We start from the raw sequence: 22,796 nt of genomic DNA on the forward strand, positions 1-22,796 counted from the left end.
ATGGCGCTAAGGCCTAGTAATCATCGCGCGAACCGCCGCGGTCGCTGCGCTCGCGGTATCCGCCACGATCGCCGCCGCGACCGCCGCCTCCGCCGTATCCGCCGCGATCACCACCGCCGTAGCCGCCGCGATCGCCGCCACGGCCACCGCCGAAGCCACCGCGATCACCCTCGGTGCGGGGACGAGCCTCGTTCACCACCAGGTCGCGGCCGTGGAAATTCTTGCCATTGGTGCCTTCGATGGCCGAGCGGCCAGCGTTGTCATCGGCCATCTCCACGAAGCCGAAGCCACGGCTCCGGTTTGTGGCCCGATCCATGATGATCTTGGCCGAGGTCACTTCTCCGAAAGGCTCGAAAAGCTCGCGGAGGTCTTGGTCCCTAACAGTGTAAGGCACGTTGGCGACGTAAATGTTCATGAGTTCTACTGACTGGGTTTTTGTTCGTTTTCGCCTGTGCCGTGGAGGTCTCGCCAAAGAACACCCCGGCCGTTGGGCGGGCCGAATGTAGGCTGAAAACCTGTTCCCGCAAGCCCAGCGGCCCTCTCGCACTATGGTTGGCGTCCTATCGTCAGGGTCATGGCAGGATGGTCATCGCGCTGATCCTTCCTCAGGAATGGGCAAATACTCGCCCTCGGGCGCCATGAACCATCGCGCATCGAGCCAGTTGCTCGGAAGCAGGTCCCAGCGGCGGAAGATGAACCCGTCCAAGTGATCCTGAAGACCGCCGAGCGCGATGTCCTCCGTGGTGATCAGCGACACCGTAGCGGTGGGCCCCTGCTTCGCGGAGAGCAGGAGGCTCTCCACGGGAACCGACCAGGACAGGCCTACGCTATGATGCTCCGGGGCGAAATCGCCACCAGCAGTGATGATGCCCTTGCTGACGCTCATGGCGTGCGCACGCGCAATGGCAGCCTCGATATGGGCCGTGCGCGCCGCATAGCATGGCGCGATGCGCTCCGCAGCCGCGATCCGGTATGCCATCGAAAGCAATAGGATGATTGGCACCCATCCGCGTGTCCATTCGAATCGCCCAGCATGGAAGATGAGCACCAGCACGACCCAGGCAGCGACTCCGAAATTCACCTGTTCCCGGTACCTGTCGTGGTGCCACTCCGGGAGCTTCAGGCTGATCAGCGCGTGCATCGCAAGGAGGAATCCGATGAAGAGCAAGGCATCGGCGCGTCTGCGCTGGATCAGGAGGCCCGCCAGCACGAGCATGCCGAGCACGAGCAGGTCGGGATAGTGGTGAACCGAATAGCGGAACAAGCCGATGAGATTCGCCGAAGAGAGGACAGCCGCCAGAACCGCGGGATCGCGGGCCTTCATGACGAACGCAGCGCTGTCCTTCTCGTAGTCTGAGATCGTGATCACGCGGGCCGTGATCACGAGGGCGATCACCGTGAACAGGAGCACGGACTCGCGTCTGCGCTGCCATGCACGGTCCAGGAACAAGGTTGCCGCAAGAAGCATGAACCCGATGGCATGGCACGAGGCCACCAGCGCAGCGAGGAGCAAGAGGGCCGGCAACCGCCATCGCGGATCCAGGGCCGTGCCCCGATGCACGGCGATGAACAGCACCAGCAGGTCCGCTCCGTAATACAATTCGAAGATGGGACAGAGCAAGCCATGCGTGAGGCCCACCAGGTGCAGCGCGGCGATGGCCACTGCAGCATCGCGGTCACGCAGCACGCTCCATGCGGTCAGCATGCAGCCGCACATCCAAATGACATTGTTGACCGAATGCAGGAGGATCAATGCCTTCATCGGAACGCCCAGCTTCGCGCCGATGAGGGGCAGCGCTTGCGCAAGGGCCAGCACCCATCGGCCATGCTCGATGCGGAATGCTCCCTCGTTGACCACGCGCGCCAGGTAGTAGCCGCTATCGGCGTACAAACGCTCATCGGCGAAGCGCCAAGCGAAGAGCGCGAGGTAGCAGAGCACGAGCCAGGGCAGAGCGGTCATCAGCCGTTCATTCCAACCGGGATGCGTGCTTGGTGCGGTCGCGGCCATCGCATCAAAGAAAGCGGAGGGCGGTACTTTTCCACCGTCGCCGATGCTCGATAGTCCGATTGAATACCTCAAGGGCGTTGGTCCGCAGCGCGGCGATCTGCTGCGCAAGGAGTTGGGCATCGCCACCTTCGGCGATCTGCTCCAGCATTTCCCTTTCCGCTACATCGATCGCAGCCGCTTCCATACGGTGCGCGGGATCGCCGCCGCTGCCGATGAGCATCAGCATGCGCAGCTGCGCGGCCGCATCACTGCGCCGAAACTGATCGGCGAGAAGCAGGCGCGGCGCATCACGGCCACCTTCAGCGACGACACGGGCAGCATGGAGCTGGTCTGGTTCAAGGGCCTGAAATGGGTGCAGCAATCGCTGAAGCACGGTGAGGAATACGTGGTATTCGGCAAGCCCGGCGCCTTCAAGGGGAAACTGAACATGGCGCACCCGGAGCTGGAACTCGCTTCAACCTGGGACAGCGGGATTGAGGCGTCGCTCCAACCGGTGTACAGCACCACGGAGAAGCTCGCCGCACGAGGGCTCACCAGCCGCGCCATTTGGAAGCTGCAGAAAGCCCTGCTGCCGCAGATCGCAGGCTCGCTGCCCGAGACGCTCGGCGCGGAGCAGGTGCAATGGCTCGGGGGCATCACGCGCGAAGAGGCTTTTCGCCAGGTGCACGCGCCGGTGGATGCCCAACGGCTCGAACTGGCCCGCACCCGATTGAAGTTCGAGGAGCTCTTCTTCATCCAGCTCGGCCTGCTCCGAAACAAACTGCTCACGCAGCAGCAGGTGCGCGGCCATGTCTTCGCCGAAGTGGGCGTGAAGCTGAAGACCTTCTATGCGGAGCATCTGCCCTTCGAGCTCACCGGTGCGCAGAAGCGCGTGGTGAAGGAGATCCGCAAGGACATGGGCAGCGGCAAGCAGATGAACCGATTGCTGCAAGGCGATGTGGGCAGCGGCAAGACCCTCGTGGGCCTTCTCAGCATGCTCATCGCGCTCGACAACGGATTCCAGGCCGCGTTGATGGCGCCTACGGAGATCCTCGCGCAGCAGCACTTCTCCACGCTCTCGCGCTTGCTCGAAGGCATGCCCGTGGTGGTGCGCCTGCTCACCGGCAGCACCAAGCAGGCCGAGCGCAGGAGCATCCTCCGAGCGCTCCGGGCCGGTGAGGTGCACATCATCGTGGGCACGCATGCGCTGCTCGAGGACCGCGTGGTGTTCGATCGCCTCGGCCTCGTGGTGATCGATGAGCAGCACCGTTTCGGCGTGGCGCAGCGCGCGCGGCTCTGGGCCAAGAGCGAGGTGCCGCCGCACGTGCTGGTGATGACCGCCACGCCCATCCCGCGCACCCTGGCGATGACGCTCTATGGCGACCTTGATACGAGCATCATCGACGAGCTGCCACCCGGCCGAAAGCCGATCCGCACCGTGCACCGCTTCGATGGCGCGCGGAACGCCGTGTTCGGATTCCTGGAAGAGGAGCTCGCGAAGGGCCGACAGGTGTACGTGGTCTATCCGCTGATTGAAGAGAGCGAGAAGAGCGACCTGAAGGATGTGACCGATGGATTCGAGAGCCTGAGCCGCCGATTCCCTCTGCCGCGTTACGCGGTCGGCATCATCCATGGCCGCATGGACCCCGCGACCAAGGACTACGAGATGGCTCGGTTCAAGAAGGGCGAGACGAGCATCCTGGTGAGCACCACGGTGATCGAGGTGGGTGTGGATGTGCCGAACGCCAGCGTGATGGTGATCGAGAACGCCGAGCGCTTCGGCCTTTCCCAATTGCATCAGTTGCGCGGCCGCGTGGGGCGAGGCGCAGAGCAGAGTTTCTGCATCCTCATGACCGGCGACAAGCTCTCCAGCGATGCCCGAACCCGCCTTTCCACCATGGTGCGCACCAACGATGGCTTCCAGATCGCGGAAACCGACCTGCGCCTGCGGGGCCCCGGCGACCTGCTCGGCACGCAGCAGAGCGGATTGCCGCAATTGCGGATCGCCGACCTGGTGGAGGACCAGGAGCTGCTGCAGCAGGCGAGACAAGCCGCCCAGCGCGTGCTCGACAGCGACCCAGCGCTATCCGCGCCGCAGCATGCGCCCATCGCCCGCGCCATCGCTGAGCGCAAGCAGCAGGTGGCCTGGGGCCGGATAAGCTGAACGGATCAGGTATCGAGCGCGGCACGGCGACGCACCTCCTCCGGATCGAGCACATGCCGCAGGCAGCCTCGCGCGATCAGGTATTGGCCCAGCGCATAGGTGAGCATGACGCTGATGGGCGCATGATCGATCACGCGCACGAAGCGATGCGTGGCCAGGATACTATCCGAGGCGATGAAGAGTGAAGCACCGATCATCACCATGAGGAAGCTCGGCAGGTATGTCCGGCCGAAGCGGAGCGCAGCAGCGGCCCCCATGAGCGCGATCGTGACCGCATAGATGCCCACGGGCACCAGCACATCGTCATCGACGCTCTGCAGCAAGCCGATGCCGAAGATCGCGCCATAGGCCAGCACCACTGCAGCGATGAGGATGCCGATGAGCAGGCCGGGGCTGTTGCCCCCGTCGGCCACGTTCTGCGCGAAGCCCAATGCATAGCAGATCTGTGCGATCAAGAATGCCCCAAGGCCGATGAGGAAGAAGAACTGGTCGATGTGATCGAACATCAAGGCCGCATCACCGAGCAGCGAGAAGAAGAGCCCGGCCTGGATCAGCAGCGTGAAGCGGTCGCCGTAGCGGCGGCTATTGAGGTAGAACCAGATGCCCAGCACCACCATCATCAACGGTTTGCACGCATAAACGAGCTGATGCTGTCCGCGCCAATCGCCGACAATGGCGCCGAGGGTGGCTGCGGCGAAGAGCAGGCCGCTTACCCAGTGGTTCTTCAGTGCACGCATGGCTCGGGCGTGCAAGGTAAATGCGGAGCCGCGCAGAGGTCTCAGCCGGCGAACACACCCATCCCATGGGCTGATGGACCGGAGGGACGGAACGACCAAGTCACGCAAGCTCTTCATGCCAGCTTCTCATTCAGGGCACATCATTGGGATCGCTTCGCGCCCAACACCGAACGCATGCAGGCCTTTTTGCGCCGCACTCCGCCTCAAGCCTTCGCCTATGGCCTCCTGCTGCTGCTGATCATCTTCGCGGTTGCGGCGGCGCGAGGCACGTGGTGAGCGCGGCATCAAGCGCCTGCTCGCTCTTAGGCCCGATGCTGTCTTCCCCACCGCACCAGCGCTGCGGCGGAGATGCCCACGTAAATGGCGTAGAGCGCGGCGTACCACCAGAGTCCGAGCAGCGCGTACAGGATGATGGCCACCAGATCGGCCGCGATCCAATAGGCCCAGGTCTCGAGGATCTTGCGTGCCAGCATCCATGTGGCCAGCAGGCTGAAGGCCGTTGCGATGCCATCGAGCACCGTGAATTGCGCATCGCGCATCAGCAGCAAGAGGAAGTTGATCGCTCCGGCGAGCAAAAGGCCTCCCAGGATCATGGCGGCGTGGAACTGGGCAGGCCTCCGCGTGATGTTAAGCTCCTTGCCATCGTGCTTGCCCCACGACCACCAGCCATAGGCGCCCATGGCCACGTAGTACGCGCTCAGCGCCGCCTGCGCGTAGACCTGTGCATGCAGGAAGAGCACAACCCCAAGCGCCGACGCGACGAATCCGAAGGCCCAGCCGATGCGGCGCTCGTAGAGCATCAGCACCGTGTAGGCCAGGTTGCCGGCAGCGGCCAGGGCTTCAAGCCAGTTCCAGTTCACGTCGATGGTTGGGGATGCAGGTTGATGGAGGGATGGTTGTGGGTCCTGAGCGCCTTCGCCGGCTTGAACGCAAAACCTCTTCAACCTGCAATCAACCCGAGCTACATCCCGCAATTGCAGCTGGGGCTGAATTCGATCTTGGTGCGCGGGAAGAGCTCACGGATGCCTTCCATCTCCTCTTCGCTGAATTGGATGCCGCGCAGATCGAGGAAGCGCAGCGCCTCCATCTTGTCGAGCTCTTTCGGGAAGTCCGCGAGGTCGTTGTCCCAGAGATCGAGCGAGACGAGCTGCCGCAATTGGCCCATGCACTTGGGCACGCCGGGCAGCGCATTGCGACTCAAGTCGAGCCGCTTCAGCGCTCGCCATTTGCAGATGGGCTCCGGAAAGGCGCTGAGCTTGTTGCGCGCGGCCCGGAACTCCTGCATGCTCTGCAGTTCGCCCATCCATTCCGGGAACTCCTTCAGCTTGTTGCCGCTCAGGTCGAGGGAATTCATGTTGCGCAGCTTGCGGAGGTCCTCCGGCACGGCCTTCAGCTTCTTGCCGCTCAGGTCGAGCTTGAACACCTTCTCGGGCTCGGCCAGCGCGCGTTCAAGGCTGCGGTAGGTCCGGGTGCTGTCGAGCGCGGCTTGCGTGAGCAGCTGCCCCTGCGAAACGAGCGAGGTGACAAGGAGCAGGAGGAGCAAGGCCTGTCTCATGCTTCGGTGAGGTTGAAGTGCGCAAGGGCCATTCGCTTGTCGATGTGCAGTCGGTCCTTCAGGGCTTCCATGCTCTCGAAGCGCTGATCGCCCCGGATGCGGTGGATGAAACGCACATGGATGGCCTCGCCGTACAGATCGCGGTCCAACCCGAAGATGTTCACCTCCACGTTTCGCTTCAGGCCACCGCTCACGGTGGGCCGCTCCCCGATGTAGAGCATGCCCTTGCGATCACCATCCTTAAGATGCGCTTCAACCGCGTAAACACCATCGCCGGGGATGAGCTTGTATGGATCCGTTGCGCCGATGTTGGCCGTGGGATAGCCGAGGGTACGGCCGATCTGATCGCCTTTCACCACCACGCCGGCGAGCGGGTAGGGGTACCCCAGCAGCTCGTTCGCGGCCGCGACCTCTCCGGCCTGCAGTGCCTGGCGGATCTTGGTGCTGCTAACTTTCACGTGGTCCACTTCCTGCGCGGGGATCTCCTCGACGTCGATATCATAGGCCTCGCCGAGCTGCCGCAGCAGCACAAGGTCCCCTTCGCGGTTGCGGCCGAAGCGGTGGTCGTAGCCGATGACGAGGGCCCGTGCGCCGATGGCGCCCACCAGGACATCGCGCACGTAGTCGAGCGCGTGCATTCGTGAGAATTGCCGGCTGAAGGGCACTACCAGCAGGTGGTCGAGGCCGGCCGCTGCGAGCAAAGCGCGCTTTTCCTCCTGCGTGCTCAGCAGTTTCAGGTCGCTATCTCCGGGGAAGAGCACCATGCGGGGGTGCGGATGGAAGGTGAACAGCACGCTCTCGCCCTCTTCCCGCTTCGCCCGTGCGATCAGCCGCTCGAGGATGGCCTTGTGCCCGCGATGCACGCCATCGAAAGTGCCCGTTGTGAGCACCGGGCGCCTCACGCCCTTGAAATCGTTGATGTCGGTGTGGACGAGCATCGGGTGCGAAGGTCGCTCTAGGAATGGTTGAGGGTTGGAGGCTATGTGGGTCGGGGGTTGCTCCAGCCTTCGACCTCCATCGCCCAACCTATGGCTGTGGCCCATGCACCAGCCTCAATCTCCAACACCTGTTGGCAACACCCATTTGCCCTTCTGCCTGCAAGCCCTACTTTCGCGCCCGCAAAACGGGGGCAGCCCCCATAGAATAGCACAACTTGCTCATGGCCAAGCACATCGGAAAGGTCGTCCAGGTCATCGGACCCGTGGTCGACGTACGCTTCGAGAGCGGCAACGACCTGCCCAATATCTACGACGCGCTCCATATCACACGCGCTGACGGTTCCATCCTGGTCCTCGAGACCCAACAGCTTATCGGTGAGGACACCGTTCGCGCGGTATCCATGGAGAGCACCGACGGCGTGGCACGCGATACCAAAGTTGAAGGCATGGGCCAGCCGATCAGCATGCCCGTTGGTGATGCCATCAAGGGACGCCTCTTCAATGTAACGGGCAATGCCATCGATGGCATGAAGCCCGTCAGAACCGGTAAGAGCTATCCCATCCACCGAGAGGCTCCGAGATTCGAGGACCTCACCACCAGCACTGAAGTGCTTTTCACGGGCATCAAGGTGATCGATCTGATCGAGCCCTACGCCAAAGGCGGCAAGATCGGATTGTTCGGCGGCGCTGGCGTGGGCAAGACCGTGCTGATCCAAGAGCTGATCAACAACATCGCCAAGGGCTACAGCGGCTACAGCGTGTTCGCCGGCGTGGGTGAGCGCACCCGCGAAGGGAATGACCTGCTGCGCGAGATGATCGAAGCCGGCATCATCAAATACGGTGAAGGCTTCAAGCACAGCATGGAAGAGGGCGGCTGGGACCTGAGCAAGGTCGATTACGACGCGCTCAGCAGCAGTCAGGCCACCTTCATCTTCGGTCAGATGAATGAGCCTCCTGGAGCCCGCGCCCGCGTGGCGCTGAGCGGTCTCACCCTGGCCGAGTACTTCCGCGATGGCGATGAGCAGAGCGGTGGCCGCGACATCCTTTTCTTCGTCGATAACATCTTCCGGTTCACCCAGGCAGGTTCTGAGGTGAGCGCGCTCCTAGGCCGGATGCCGAGCGCTGTGGGTTACCAGCCTACCCTGGCCACCGAGATGGGCGCCATGCAAGAGCGGATCACCTCCACCAAGCGCGGCTCCATCACCAGCGTGCAAGCGGTGTATGTGCCAGCTGATGACTTGACCGATCCCGCACCGGCCACCACGTTCGCGCACTTGGATGCCACGACCGTGCTGAGCCGGAAGATCGCCGAGCTCGGGATCTACCCATCGGTCGACCCGCTGGATAGCACCAGCCGGATCCTGACCCCATCCATCGTAGGCGACCAGCACTACGACTGCGCCCAGCGCGTGAAGGCCATCCTCCAGCGCTACAAAGAGCTGCAGGATATCATCGCGATCCTCGGCATGGATGAGCTCAGCGAAGAAGACAAGCTCAGCGTTTACCGTGCCCGCAAGGTGCAGCGCTTCCTGAGCCAGCCCTTCTTCGTAGCGGAGCAGTTCACCGGCCTCAAAGGCGTGATGGTGCCCATCGAAGAGACCATCAAGGGCTTCAACATGATCCTCGACGGCGAGATGGACGAATACCCCGAGACCGCCTTCAACCTGAAGGGCAACATCGAGGACGTCATCGCCGCCGGCAAGAAGATGCTGGCCGAGGCAGCGAAAGCATAGGCAGGTTGAGGGTTGATGGTGAACCCCTGTGTCGCTACCAAGCTTCAACCATCAGCCTTCAACCCCCAACCGCCACTTGGAATGAGAGTCGAGATCATCACACCCGATAAAGAGCTCTTCAAGGGCGAGGCCAGCTACGTAGGCGTACCCGGCGTTGATGGCGGCATGGGCTTCCTGAATAACCACGCACCGCTGATCACCGTGCTGAAAGCCGGCGAGGTGACGGTGAAGACCGCCGAAGGCGAGAAGCGTTTCCCTGTGAAGGGCGGCGTGGTGGAGGTGATGAAGAACACCGTGCTGGTGCTCGCGGAGTGAATCTCCGAATCGCTCAATAACGTAGGCTTATTGCGCTCCATCGAGGGAGCTGTTCGGCATTTTGCACGGGGAACCCCGGAAACGACGAACGGGCCTCAGCTTGCGCCTCGACCCGTCCGTCCCCCTTTGGTCCCCTAACCCCGGACCATAGCGGTGGATGCTATTTGCTCAGCACCTTGAACTCGGTGCGTCGGTTGTTCTGGTGCTGCTCTTCACTGCACTTCTCGCAAACGCAGGTTTCGCTGGGCTTGCTCTCGCCGTAGCCCTTGCTCACCAGGCGCCCTTTCTCGATGCCTTGGCTGATGAGGTAGTCCACGGCGCTCTTCGCGCGTTTCTCTGACAAGCTCTTGTTGTAGGCGTCCTTGCCGCGGCAATCGGTGTGGCTGCTGAGCTCGATACGCACCGTTGGATTGTCCCGCAAGGTCTGCACCAGCTTGTCCAGTTCCACGGCTGCATCGGGGCGGATGTTCCACTTGTTGTAGTCGTAGAAGATGTTGTCGAGGCGCACCACTTGGTTCACTTCCAGCGGGAAGAGCCGGAAGTCGGTGCGGATGATCGGGCTGGTCGCGGTGCGTGTGCTGATGCGCGCGCTCTGCTTGAAGTAATTCTCCTTCTCGGCCTGCAGGCGGTAGTCCATCTCCTTGAGCAGCGGGAAACTGTAATTGCCGCTGGCGTCGGTTGCATGGCGTGCCATTTCCTTGCCTTGCGCGTCGGTGAGCACCACGGTTGCACCGGTCAGCGGCAGGTTGGTGTTGCCATCGAAGACGGTGCCCTCCGCGAGGTAGTCGTACTTCTCCATCTCGATCACGATCTCCTCCAGCGGGTCGTCGTTGGTGGCCAAGGCCATCTCTGCTTGGTTATAGCCGGTGGCATTGGCAGCGAGCAGGTAGCGCTCACGGTACTCCGCATCGATGGTGAACTTCCCGCCGGGCAGCATCTGAACGCTCGCGTTGCGCAGGGTCTCGCCCTTGCCGTCCTTCACCGTGATGCTCGCGGTTTCGATCGGCTCCTTGGTGGCCTTGTCGATCACGCGGCCAGCCAAGCGCATCTGCTGCGGACGGATTGTGCAGCCGTAGATGTCGTCGCTTCCTTGGCCGCCAATGCGGTCGCTCACGAAGAATCCCGTGCTGTCATTGATCAGGATCAAGCCATGGTCGTTGTGGCGCGTGCTCATCGGGTAGCCCAGGTTGAACACGTTGCCCGGTCCGCTGGTGCCGATGCGCGTGAAGAAAAGATCGTACCCGCCAAGGCCCGGATGCCCGTTGCTGGCGAAATAGAGCGTGCCGTTGGCGGCCATGTGCGGGTGCATCTCATCGCCAGGAGTATTCACCTTCGGCCCCATGTTCTCCGGCGCGCCCCATTGGTTGCCGAGGTTCTTGCACACCCAGATGTCCACGCCGCCCATGCCGCCGGGCCGGTCGCTGGCGAAGTACAGGTTGCGGCCATCGGGGCTCACGCTTGGGTGGCCCAGGTTGAATTCTGGGTCGTTATGGTCGAAGGGCACGATGTTGCCCCATTCTTCCTGGCCGAATTCGCCTTTCACGATGTCCGAGAAGTAGATGCCCAGGTTGAGCTCGCCGCGCTTGCTCTTCTGCACGGTTCCGTACCAAACGTTATTGCGGGTGAAGTACACGCGCTTGGCCAACGAGTCAAAGCTCAAGGTGCCATCATGCCAGCGGGTGTTGATGTGCTGGCGCATCACCAAGGGGTTCTCGGCGGTCTCGCCCTTGAGTTCGGCGCTGTACAAGTTCAGGAAAGGCTGATCGTCCCACGCATAGCTGCGGCCACCGCCAGTGCCTTCGCCTCGAGCGCTGCTGAAGAGCAGGAACTCGCCCATCACGCTCATGCCTAGATCTGCTTGTGGACTGTTGACTGGCACTTTGCGGATGGTGGCGCTGGTGCTGTCGCGCCTGAGGCGGTAGAATAGGTCAGGCGTTCGGAGGTAGCCATTCACGCGGGCATCGTCGGGCCGCTCCTTCGCGTAGGCCTGGTACTGCTCCAGCGCCTCATTGTACTTGCCATTGGCGCGGAGCGCATCGCCGAATGCGCGCACGTCATCAGTGGTGCGGCCAGGCGCGATCATCAATCGGCGGTAGGCGCCCTCGGCCCCCGGCGCGTTGTCGACCTTGGTGTAGGCGACAGCCAACTGCCGCAACGTGGCGGCGTCGCTCTTTCCCCGTGCATCGAGGTCCTCGTAAATGGCGATCACCTTGTTGTAATCGAACACATCGTTGTAGCGATCGGCCATGCGCTGCTGGAGCTTCTGCGCGGGCGCAGCGGTAACGAGCAGCAGAGCGGCCAGCGCGGCCAGCGGTCGGATGCGGTGCATGCGTTGGCTCATGATCAGAAGTAACGGGGTGAACGGACGCCCTTGAGCGGCTTGCCGAGATTGAGTCCCAGCATGATCTCATGGCTGCCGCCGCTGTAATTGCGCAGCGGGGACAGGGTGAAGTCGTAGGCGTAGCCCACCGTGAGGTCGTTGGTGATGTGGTATTGCGCCAATGCGCCCACAGCATCAGTGTGCCGGTACATGGCGCCGAGCCAGAACTTCTCGAAGAAGAGGAAGTTGGCGCTGAGGTCGAAGCTCATGGGCGCTCCCTGCACCGCCTTGACGAGGAAGGTGGGCTTGAACTTGTGATATAGGCCCAGATCGAACACGTACCCGCCGGAGAGGAAGTAGTGCGGGCGCTGGCCGGGCTGGCTGACGAAAGCGAGTGAGTCTGTCTGAAAGAACTCGGTGCGCAGCAGCTTCGGCGTGCTCAGCCCGATGTAGTGCCGGTCGCTGTACCACATGAGGCCGAAGCCGAATTGCGGATCGAGCTTGGTGTTGACGTTCTGCTGGAAGACCTGATCGCCGGGCGTCATGGGATTGAGCTCCGCGAACTTTCCTTGGAAGAGGTTCAGGCCGCCTTTGAGGCCGAAGGCAAGCGTGCTATTGCCCAGGAACATGCGGTACGCCGCATCCACCATGAAACCGTATTGCGTGACCGGGCCGTGGGCATCGCGCATGATGGTGCCGCCCAGCGCGAAGCTCTCATTGAACACCGGGCCATGCGCAGTGAGCGTCTGCGTGGTAGGCGCGCCCTCGAAGCCTACCCACTGGTGGCGCGTGAGGGCCTTCAGGCTCAAACGGTCATGGCTTCCTGCATATGCCGGGTTCAGCGCGAGCATGTTGAACATGTATTGCGTGAACTGCGGGTCCTGCTGCGCCAGCACGGCGGTGCCCAGGAGCATCCCCAGCACGCTGCCCATCCATCGGTTGGCGGTTCTCATTTTCATCTGGAGTTCGGTTATAGCGGAGGCTGCCGTGGTGCTCGATTAGCGTCGCAGGTAGATGTATCCGGTGAAGGGGTCCTTATCGGTGCCCAAGTCGAGGATGTAGTAATAGGTGCCCTCGGGCAGGCCTTCCTTGAAGGCCGATCCGAATTGGCTCGTGCCATCCCACTGGTTATTGTAGGGGGTAGCCTCATACACCTTGTTGCCCCAGCGATTGAAGACCAGGAATTCGTTGCTGGGGTAGTACTCGATATTGGTGATCACGAACACGTCGTTGGTGCCATCACCGTTGGGCGAGAAGGCATCGGGGATCACGATGGTCTCGCAGTCCTTGATCAGCACCGTCATGGTGTCGGCAGTGGTGCCGCATTCGCCGTTGCTGACGGTCCACACGAACACATTGCTGCCGAGCGCCAAGCCAGTGACCGTGGTGGCCGGGTCGGAGGGCTGCGCGATGCTGCCACTGCCGGCGATGCGCGACCAGAGGCCATTGGCGGTGCTGGTGGCGGCCGTTGCATTCAGGTTGGTGCTGGTCGTGGTCTGGCAGAAGTCCTGATCAGGCCCGGCATCGGCAGGGGGCACGGTGTGGTCGTACGCCATCAGGGTCACCTGGTCGTTGCTGCTTCCGCATGGGCCATTATCAATGGTCCATTGGAACACATTGGCGCCGAGGCCGAGATTGGTGATCGCCGTGAAGGGATCATTCGCTTGCGCGATGCTGCCTTGTCCGCTGATCAGGGTCCAGGTGCCTGTGGCTGGCGCGGTGGCGCTGCTGGCGAGCATGGTCACCGGACCGTTGATCGGCGTGCAGAACGATTGATCGGGGCCTGCGGCTGCATTGGCCGCGTTGCCGTCGAATACCTCGATCGTCACGTTATCCGTGGTTGTCCCGCAAGGCCCGTTGTCCACCACCCATTGCAGCACGTACGTGCCCACGGTGAGTCCGCTCAAGGTTGCATTCGGGCTGTTGGAATCGCTGATGGTGGCTGAACCGCTGGCGAACACCCACGTGCCAAGTGCTGGTGCGCTGACAGCGCTGCCTTGCAGGGTAACGCTGCTCGCAGGCGTGCAGATCTCCTGGTCGGGGCCCGCATTCGAGGCAGCCAGATTTCCATCGAAGACAACGATGGTCACTTCATCCTGCGTGTCGCCGCAAGGTCCGTTGGTGACGGTCCAGCGGAAGGTGTTGGTGCCGACCGAAAGGCCGCTCACGCCAGTGTTTGGGTTGCTCGCATCGGCGAATACGCCTGTGCCGATGATCACTGTCCAGAGGCCCGTGCCGGGGAAGGTGACGCTGTTGCCAGCGAGCGCGGTGCTGGTCTGAGGCGTGCAGAGTTCCTGATCCGGTCCGGCATTGGCTGCAGGCTGATCGGCGTCGTAGATGAACACGCTCACTTGATCGCTGCTGCTTCCGCACGGCCCGTTGCTGATGGTCCACGTGAAATCGTGCTGGCCCACCGTGAGGCCCGAGACGCCGCTGTTCGGATCGCTCGGATCGGCGATGATGGCCGTGCCGCTCGTGGTGCTCCACGAACCCGTGCCGGGGAGCACCGGCGTGTTGCCTTCGAGGTTGGTTGTGCTGGTGGGCGTGCAGAAGCTCTGGTCGGGGCCTGCCTGCGCGTCGGGCGCATCGGCATCGAAGATGTCCACTTGCACGGTGTCGCGGCTCGGAGGCCCGAAGCCGCATTGGCCGTTGTAGATCTCCCAAACGAACTGGTAGCTGCCCACGCCCAATCCGTTTATGGCCGTGCTCGCCTCGTTCGGCGCAACGATGTTCGCGGGCGCGCCCAGCACTTGGGTCCAAGTGCCTACGCCGGGAATCTCCGGCACGTTGCCGGCCATGGTCACTTCATCCATCGGTGAGCACCATTGCTGATCGGGGCCGGCGTCGGCCAGCGGCGCGTTCGGGTTGTACACGCGCACTTCCACTGTATCGGTGAGGATGCCGTTGTTGGGGCAAGGGTCCCACTCCAAGGTCCACACGAAGACGTTGGTGCCTTGCGAGAGTCCGGTGATCGCGGAGTTCGGGTTGTTCGGCTCGGCGATGATACCGGTGCCCGCGATCAAGGTCCACGTGCCTTCGGCAGGAGCGGGCGGCTGTTCACCCAAGAGGCTGTCTATGGCCGTGAGCGGCAGGCAGATCTCAATGTCCGGACCGGCATTCGCGGCGGCCGTGGTGTCATCGTAGAGCACGATGCTCACGTCATCGAGGCTGCTTCCGCAGGGACCGTTGTACACGCTCCATTGGTAGGTGTTCACGCCGATGGCGATCTGCTCTATCAGGGTGAGCGGATCGTTCTGGTTCACCGGTGTTCCGGCGCCGGCCAGCACGCTCCAGGTGCCTTGCGCTGGGAAGATCAGCGGGCTGCCCGCCATGAAGACGCTGTCCTGCGGCACGCAGAGCTCTTGATCCAGGCCTGCGTTCGCCAAAGGGTTGTTGGGGTCGAAGACGAATACGCTCATCTCATCCTCGGTGGTCACGCACACGCCGCTGGTTATCGTCCAGCGCAGTCGCGTTTCGCCCACTGCAAGGTCGGTGACGGTGGTGGTGGGCGATGCCGGGTCCGTGATGTTGCCGGGGCCGCTCACGATGGTCCAGCTGCCCACTGCAGCGCCTACCGGCACATTGCCCGCTAGCGTCACTTCAGAATCAGGGAAGCAGAGCTCTTGATCAGGTCCGGCATCCGCCGCAGGCGCCTGCGCATCGAAGAGCGTGATGGTCACTTGATCGTTCGTGAGGCTGTTGGCGCAGCTGCCGTTGTACACCTCCCATTGGAACACATTCACTCCGAGGCCGAGGTTGGTGATCTCCGTGTTCGGGTCGTTCGCATCAGCGATGTCGCCGCTGCCGCTGATCAAGGTCCAGGTGCCGACAGCGGGGAAGATGATCGCGCTGCCGGCCATGGTGGCGCTGGTGAGCGGTGTGCACACCTGCTGATCAGGGCCTGCATCCGCATCGAGGTTGTTCTCGTCGTACACGCGGATCACCACGATGTCGGTGGTATTGCTGGGATCGCACGGGCCATTGGACACGCTCCACTCGAAGATGTGCTCGCCCACCTCCAGGCCGAGCACGGCGCTGACCGGATCGTTCGGATTGAGGATGGTGCCGGTGCTGCTCACCACGCTCCAGGTGCCGACCGCTGGGAAGATGATGGTGCTGCCCTGCATGTTGGTGCTGGTAGCGGTGCCGGTGGGCGTGCAGAGTTCTTGGTCGGGACCGGCATCGGCGATCGGATTGTTCTCATCGTACAGGGTGATGATGAGCTGATCGCTGGAAAGGCCGTTGGGGCAGGCGCCATTGTCCACCGTCCATTCGCACACGTTCACGCCCACGCCGAGGTTGGTGATGGTGGTGTTCGGATCGTTCGCGTCAGAGAAGGTCCCTTGGCCCTGCACCAGCGTCCAGGTGCCGATGGCCGGGAAGATGACCGGGCTGGCATCGAGCTGTGCGGTGGTGCCGTCGCTGGTGCACAGGTTCTGGTCCGCGCCGGCGTTCGCGCTCGGGGTATTCTCATCGAATACCTGCACAACCACTTGATCCGTGGTGATGCCCGTGGCGCAAGGCCCATTGTCCACGATCCATTCGAATATGCTCTCGCCGATCTCCAGGTCGAAGACCACCGTGCTCGCGTTGTTCGGCTGTGCGATGGTGCCCGTGCCGCTCACGAGTACCCAGGTGCCCACTGCCGGGAAGGTGACCGAACTGCCTTGCAGCGTGGTGCTGGTCACATTGGGCGTGCAGAGCTCTTGATCAGGGCCAGCGTTGGCCTCAGGGTTCTCGTCGAAATACACGAAGATGCTCACCAGGTCGCTGCTGCCGCTGGTCTCACAGGGCCCGTTGTTCATCGTCCATTGGAAGATGTTCTCACCCACTGCCAGGTTCGTCACCAGCGTGTTGGGATCGTTCGGGTCGGCGATGCTGCCTTGGCCATTGATCAAGGTCCAGGTTCCGGTGGCGGGCACGGTAGGCGTATTGCCCTGCAGGTTGGTACTGGTCTGCGGCGTGCAGAGGTCCTGGTCGGCACCGGCGTTCGCGGCCGGGTTGTTCAGGTCGAAGAGGAAGATGGTGACCTCGTCCTGCGTGATTCCGTTCGCGCAAGGCCCGTTGTTCACGGTCCAACGGAACACGTTGATGCCAACGGCGAGATCCGTGACGGTCGTGATGGGCGAATTCGGATCGGTGATGTCGCCTTGACCGCTCACCAAGGTCCATGTTCCCGTGGCCGGGAAGGTGGGCGTGTTGCCGATGAGTGTGGTGCTATTGGTCGGGGTGCAGAACTCCTGGTCCGGCCCTGCGTCCGCATCTGCATTCTCATCATCGAATACGAGAATGCTCACCAGGTCTGTGGTGGGGGTATTGCAGGGGCCGTTGAATACGGTCCACTGGAACACGTTCTCACCGATGGCGAGGTTGGTGATCGTGGTGCTTGGGGAGCCTGCATTCGCGATGTCGCCCTGACCGCTCACCAAGGTCCATTGACCGGTTGCCGGGAAGATCAGGTTGCTGCCAGCCATCACAGTGCTGGTCTGCGGCGTGCAGAGTTGCTGGTCCGGACCGGCGTCGGCCACCGGATTGTTGGCGTCGTACACGCGTACGGCCATCTGATCGCTCGTGGTTCCGCAAGGGCCATTGGCGATCTCCCATTGGAATATGTGCTCACCGACCGGTAGGCCGGTGACGGTGGTGGCAGGATCGCTGGGGTTCGTGATGCTGCCGAATCCGCTCACTTGGAACCAGAAGCCCTCGGCCGGGAAAGCGGCCGGGTTGCCCGCCAGGGTCACGCTGCTCTCCGGGGTGCAGATCTCGATGTCCGTACCTGCATCCGCATCGAGCTGCTCATCATCATACACGAAGATGCTCACCTGATCGGTGGTGAGCGGGTTGGCGCAAGGCCCGTTGGTAACCGTCCATTGGAAGATGTTCTGACCGACGCTGAGGCCCACCACGAAACTGTTGGGGGCCGATGGGTTCGTTGGTGTACCGCTGCCCGCAACAAGCGTCCAAACCCCTGTGGCAGGGCTGATTACGTTGCTGCCCTGCAAGGTGGTGCTGGTGGCAGGCAGGCAGAGTTGCTGGTCGTTGCCCGCGCTGGCCACGGGGTTCAACGCATTGAACACGCGGATCACGACCTCGTCGCTCGTGGTGGAGCAGGTGCCGTTCACGATGGTCCACGCGTAGGTGTGGGTGCCCACGGGCAGGTTGGTTATCGTGGTGTTGGGGTTGTTCGGGTTGGTCACCGTACCACCAGTACCACCGGTCAAGGTCCAAGTGCCAACGGCCACGCCAACAGGGCTGTTAGCGGCCATGCTCACGCTGTTGGTCGGCGTGCACACATCCAAGTCCGGACCTGCATTCGCGGCAGGGGCGTCGTCGTCGTAGAGGAAGATGGTGACCTCGTCCGTTGTGATCGGGCTCGGGCAGGCACCGTTGTTCACTTGCCACTGGAACACATTCGCACCTATGCTCAAACCGCTTATGGCGGTTGCGGGGCCCGATGGGTTGGCAATGGTGCCGCTGCCGCTCACCAAGGTCCAGACCCCGACCGCTGGGAAGATGAGAGAACTGCCTACGAGCGTCGTGCTGGTGGCGGGGGTGCAGAGCTGCTGATCCAACCCGGCATTCGCCACAGGGTTGTTCGGGTCGTACACATAAATGTCGACCAGGTCGCTTGTGATGCCGCACGCGCCGTTGTCGATGCTCCATCGCAACGTATTCAGGCCGATGGTCAGCCCGGAGACCGTTGCTGTTGGGCTCGTTATGCTGCTGAAGTTGGCTGAGCCTGCTACCACGCTCCAACTGGCGGTAGCTACTCCCACGGGTGCATTCGCAGCCATCACCACATTGCTCGCGGTGCCGCAAACGCTCTGGTCAGGTCCGGCATTGGCCGCTTGCGCATCACCATCTGCCAAGGTGATCGTCATGGTGCTGCTGGTCACACCATTGGGGCACACGCCGTTATTCACCGTCCAGGTGAACTGGCTGATGCCGACCTGGAGTCCTGTAATGCCCGTGGTGGGGCTGTTGGGGCTGATGATCGTGGCTGCGGGCCCGGCGCTTTGTGTCCATGTGCCTTGTGCGGGGAAGATCACCGCGCTTCCGGCCATCGTGGTGCTGGTCACCGGTGTGCAGAAGGCTTGGTCAGGACCCGCCGCCGCGTTGAGATTGTTGGGGTCGTACACGAAGATGCTCATCTGGTCGGTGGAGAGGCCGCTGCACGGGCCGTTGCTCACCGTCCATTGGAAGATGTTCTGTCCCACCTGCAAGCCGGTCACCGTGGTGGTGGGGCTGCTGGGGTCAGTGATGATACCGGTGCCGCTGACCAGCGACCAAAGCCCTGTTGCCGGGCTGATCAAGCTGCTCCCCGCCATTGCGGTGCTGCCGTTGGATGTGCAGAGTGATTGGTCGGGCCCCGCATCCGCCGCCGGGTTGCCGAAGTCGAATACGCGCACCACGACATCATCCGTGGTGATGCCAGTGGGGCAGGGGCCATTGTCAACCGTCCAGCGGAAAACGTAAGTGCCCACAGCGAGATTGCTGATCTGGGTCGTTGGGCTGTTGCTGTTCGCGATAATCGCACCGCCCGGCCCGCTCACTGTGGTCCACGTTCCGGCCGAAGGGAAGGTGACTGCGCTCGCCGACATGAAGACCACGTTGGGCGCCACGGGCACGCAGATTTCCTGATCAGGACCGGCATCCGCAATCGGGTTCGCGGGGTCGTAGTTCAGGATCACCACATCGTCACTGCTGCTTCCGCACGGGCCGTTGCTCACTGTCCATCGCAGGGTCACGCTGCCGGTAACCAAGCCTGTGATCGCAGTTGTGGCGTTGTTCGGGTTGCTGATGGTCGCTGTGCCGCTGACCACGCTCCAAGTACCAACAGCCGGTGCGGCCAAGGCATTGCCGGACATAACGGTGCTCGCCGCCCCGCAGAGGCTTTGGTCGGGTCCGGCGGTCGCAGCCGCTACGCTCGGATCGAAGAGCGTGATCTGCACATCATCGCTGGTCACGGCTCCCGGGCATGGGCCATTGCTGGTGGTCCAACGGTAGATGTTCACGCCAATCGCCATGCCCGTCACGATGGTGTTGGCCAGGTTCTCGTTCGCGAAGGATCCCGCACCGCTCACTACTGTCCATTGACCGGTTGCCGGTGCGGTCGGAGCAACGCCTGCAAGGGTCACGCTGGCCACTGGTGCGCATAGGTTCTGATCCGGTCCGGCGTTGGCCGGGGCCATGTTTCGGTCGAACACGCGGATCACCACATCATCCGTGGAGGTCGGTGGCACGCAAGGACCGTTGTTCACGGTCCAGCGCAACGTATGCGTGCCTACAGCGAGACCGGTGACCGAAGTAGTGGGACTTGAAGCCGTGGTGATCACTGCGCCGGCCGGGCCGCTCACGATGCTCCACGAGCCGGTGGCCGGGGCAGTGGCCGCGCTGGCCGCCATGGTCGTGCTAGCCACGCCAGTGCCGTTAACCGAGCAGAGGTCCTGATCGGGTCCTGCATTCGCGGCAGGCGTGCTTGGGTCGAATCGCGTTATGGTGACCTGTGATGTGGTGAGGCCATTGGCGCATGGGCCATTGCTCAGCGCCCATTGGAAAACATTGGCGCCGATGCTCAAGTTGCTTACGCTTGTGGTGGGGCTGTTGGCATTGGCGAAGGTTCCCGTGCCGCTTACCACGTTCCAGGTCCCTGTCGCGGGCGCTAATGGGTTATTGCCAGCAAGCGTGGTGCTGCTGCTGCACACCTGCTGATTCGGGCCGGCATTCGCATTCGGGCTGGCCGGATTGAAGACGACCACGCTCACTTCATCCTGCGTGGTCGGCGGCACGCAGGGGCCGTTGCTGATGGTCCACCGGAAGGTGTTCACGCCGATGCTGAGACCGCTTACTGTGGTGGTTGGGTTGGCGGAAGTCCCGAAGGTGCCGGTGCCCGCAACCACGGTCCATTGCCCGGTTGCCGGAGTGATCAAGCTATTTCCGGTGAGCGTGGTGCTCAGGTTGGGTGCGCACAACTGCTGGTCGGGTCCGGCATTCGCAGCGGCTTGCGCGTTGCTGAACACGAACACGGTCACCTGGCTGTTCGTGGGCGCGCCGCACGGGCCGTTATTGATGGTCCAACGGAAAACATTGGCACCCACGCTCAGTCCGCTCACGTTGGTGGTTGGGCTATTGGCGTTGGCGAAAGCGCCCGTGCCGCTCACCAGGGTCCATGTGCCCGTTGCCGGAGCAGCTGCCGTATTGGCGGCGAGCGCTGTGCTGGTGCTCGGTAGGCAAAGGCTCTGATTGGGCCCTGCGTTCGCAGCGGCCTGTGCTGGATTGAAGCTCGTGATCACTACATCGTCACTTGTGGTGCCGCAAGTGCCGTAGTTCACCGTCCAGCGCAACGTGTTCAAGCCGGTGGATAAGCCGCTCACCGTGGTGTTGGGGCTATTCGCATTGGCGAAGCTTCCCGTGCCGTTCACCACGGACCAGGTGCCCTGCACTGGCCACGGCAGTTGTCCGGCGAGCGTGGCACTCGTGCCGCAGACGTTCTGGTCCGGGCCTGCATTCGCCGGTGTGGATGGAGGCGTGACTTGGATTGCGAAGCCGAATTGGTTCGTGCCCACGAGCGGACATGCGTTGTCTTGCACATTCACCGAGAACAGGTTCTGTCCGATGTCTGTCGCTGTTGGCGTCCAGCAGAAGGTGCCCACCGGCAAGGGACCGCCGCTCGTGGTGAAGGTGGCGCCCGGAATGCCGTTGTTCCACGACATGGTCACCGTCTGACCGGCATTGGCGTCGCTGCTATTCACGGTGAAGCAGAAGGGCACGCCCGCGCAAGTCTCATAGGTATAGGTGCTGGTGCCGTTCACGCCGCTCACCTGGGGCAGCGCATTGCTGCACGCGATGATGGCGAACTGCACGTCGCGGATAAGCTCCCCGATGAGCACGCCATTGCGATACTCACGCACGCGCACGCTCACCACCGCGAATTGCTGGATGCTCGGCGTGAAAGTGATGGTGCCTGTGACCGGATTGATCTGCACCGCATTGGCGCCGCCTGCGGTCACCACCGGCTGCGTTGCGCTGTAGCCGGCATTATAGGGGATGTTCGTTCCTCCGGAACCCAGCGCATTCACCACCGCGAAGGCCAGGGAGTCGCCATCCACGTCGTTGAAGCCGTGGTTGTAGCTCACCGGCTGGCCCACGCAGCCGAAGGCCGTCGGGGTGTTCAGGAATGCCGGGGAATTGTTGCAGGGGGTGATCGTTTGCCGCAGGTTGGCGTACAGATAGAGGTTGCGGTTCCCCGGGTTGTTCAGGGAGGTGATGGCGTTGTTGCGGCAGCACAGGTCCCAATCGATGATCCAGTCGTTCCCGCAGGCCGCGTAAGCGCTCAGGTTCACCACCGCACTGAAGCGGTAGCGTTCGATGCCATAAGGCGCGCCAGGGTCCGAGCATCGATCTGCGGCTCCGAAGCAAAGCGGCGTCACTACATCCACACCATCGAGGCTGAAGCACGGATTAAGGGTGATGTTTCCGCAGTTGGCGCTGCGCAGGCGGAATTGCCGACCATTGCTGCAATTAGTGGGCGCGGCCACGCCATTGCAATCACGATAGAAATTCAATCGAACCCGGTACTGGCCCGTGCCGATGCATTCATAGGTAAGCTCGCCGCCCATGGCGTGGGTAGCCAGGGCATCCTGCTGCCAGAGCAGGAGACCGGCAAGGCCAAGAAGCGCTGAGCGGAGGATTCGGAGGGTGGCGAGGCGCAGTGATTGGTGCGCGATGGGAAGGGGTCGTTGATCCGTCATGTGCCGGCCGGGCTTATTGGGCACCAACCGTGAAGTGATGGGTGTTCAGGACCTCCGGGGGGGGCGGTCCTGTGAATCGCCATCAGCCATGCGCATCGGTCCGGGATCGGATCCGATGCGCCAACCGGATGGCAATCCGCTCTTCACGGTGAGGTGCCGGGCAAACCTATCCGCGTGGCTTCCCAAGGGCAGCGCACCTATTTCGCACTTGTCAACACGCTTCTGTGCGCCCAGCGGCCGATCGTTGTCGGATCGCCTGCTCGCGGTGCTTCCTTTGTTCTGCAGTCCGAGTCGCA

At 62.6% G+C, this 22,796-nt stretch carries 12 protein-coding genes; 3 read left to right on the forward strand and 9 right to left on the reverse strand.

All coding sequences use genetic code 11. The features are described 5' to 3' along the window. Positions 1–13 precede the first annotated feature (13 nt). Together IPK70_02510 and IPK70_02515 are read right to left on the reverse strand one after the other, a co-directional pair. On the reverse strand, positions 14–415 hold the full coding sequence (locus IPK70_02510) for an RNA-binding protein (GenBank protein MBK8226033.1): 402 nt from the start codon (positions 413–415) through the stop codon (positions 14–16). Positions 416–586: 171 nt separating this feature from the next. After that, positions 587–2,008 carry a hypothetical protein gene (locus IPK70_02515; protein ID MBK8226034.1) on the reverse strand — a complete coding sequence of 474 codons (1,422 nt, stop codon included), beginning with the start codon at positions 2,006–2,008 and terminating at the stop codon, positions 587–589. 43 nt (positions 2,009–2,051) lie between these two features. Here IPK70_02515 and recG point away from each other — a divergent pair, with 43 nt between their 5' ends. Next, positions 2,052–4,151: an ATP-dependent DNA helicase RecG gene (recG, locus tag IPK70_02520; protein MBK8226035.1), complete on the forward strand. Its 2,100-nt coding sequence runs from the start codon at positions 2,052–2,054 to the stop codon at positions 4,149–4,151. 5 nt (positions 4,152–4,156) lie between these two features. Here recG and IPK70_02525 read toward each other — a convergent pair whose 3' ends face one another. The 4 genes from IPK70_02525 to IPK70_02540 form a co-directional block, all read right to left on the reverse strand. Beyond that, positions 4,157–4,888, reverse strand: coding sequence for a lysoplasmalogenase (locus IPK70_02525; GenBank protein ID MBK8226036.1), 732 nt, complete (start codon positions 4,886–4,888; stop codon positions 4,157–4,159). Between the two features lie 302 nt (positions 4,889–5,190). Next, positions 5,191–5,748: a nicotinamide mononucleotide transporter gene (locus IPK70_02530; protein ID MBK8226037.1), complete on the reverse strand. Its 558-nt coding sequence runs from the start codon at positions 5,746–5,748 to the stop codon at positions 5,191–5,193. Positions 5,749–5,849: 101 nt separating this feature from the next. Next, positions 5,850–6,443: a leucine-rich repeat domain-containing protein gene (locus tag IPK70_02535; protein ID MBK8226038.1), complete on the reverse strand. Its 594-nt coding sequence runs from the start codon at positions 6,441–6,443 to the stop codon at positions 5,850–5,852. Continuing rightward, entirely contained in the window at positions 6,440–7,381 is a 942-nt protein-coding gene (locus IPK70_02540; protein MBK8226039.1) for a bifunctional riboflavin kinase/FAD synthetase, read from the reverse strand. The genes IPK70_02535 and IPK70_02540 overlap by 4 nt, the downstream gene beginning before the upstream one ends. Positions 7,382–7,602: 221 nt before the next feature. On the opposite strand from IPK70_02540, the gene IPK70_02545 reads away from it, so the two are divergent. Together IPK70_02545 and atpC are read left to right on the forward strand one after the other, a co-directional pair. Continuing rightward, complete coding sequence (locus IPK70_02545; protein MBK8226040.1) at positions 7,603–9,114, forward strand: F0F1 ATP synthase subunit beta; 1,512 nt, start codon at positions 7,603–7,605, stop codon at positions 9,112–9,114. An 81-nt stretch (positions 9,115–9,195) separates the two neighbouring features. Then, positions 9,196–9,429 carry an ATP synthase F1 subunit epsilon gene (gene atpC / locus IPK70_02550; GenBank protein ID MBK8226041.1) on the forward strand — a complete coding sequence of 78 codons (234 nt, stop codon included), beginning with the start codon at positions 9,196–9,198 and terminating at the stop codon, positions 9,427–9,429. 160 nt (positions 9,430–9,589) lie between these two features. On the opposite strand, the gene IPK70_02555 is transcribed toward atpC, so the two are convergent. The 3 genes from IPK70_02555 to IPK70_02565 are packed head-to-tail and all read right to left on the reverse strand — an operon-like array spanning position 9,590 to position 22,500. Further along, a complete protein-coding gene (locus tag IPK70_02555) occupies positions 9,590–11,770 on the reverse strand; it encodes a carboxypeptidase regulatory-like domain-containing protein (GenBank protein MBK8226042.1) in 2,181 nt (726 codons plus the stop codon). Positions 11,771–11,772: 2 nt separating this feature from the next. Next, positions 11,773–12,702, reverse strand: a complete 930-nt coding sequence (locus IPK70_02560; protein MBK8226043.1) for a type IX secretion system membrane protein PorP/SprF — start codon at positions 12,700–12,702, stop codon at positions 11,773–11,775. A gap of 45 nt (positions 12,703–12,747) precedes the next feature. Beyond that, positions 12,748–22,500 carry a gliding motility-associated C-terminal domain-containing protein gene (locus IPK70_02565; GenBank protein ID MBK8226044.1) on the reverse strand — a complete coding sequence of 3,251 codons (9,753 nt, stop codon included), beginning with the start codon at positions 22,498–22,500 and terminating at the stop codon, positions 12,748–12,750. Positions 22,501–22,796 lie beyond the last annotated feature (296 nt).

This window comes from Flavobacteriales bacterium (genome assembly GCA_016712535.1).
Lineage (GTDB): Bacteria > Bacteroidota > Bacteroidia > Flavobacteriales_F > PHOS-HE28 > PHOS-HE28.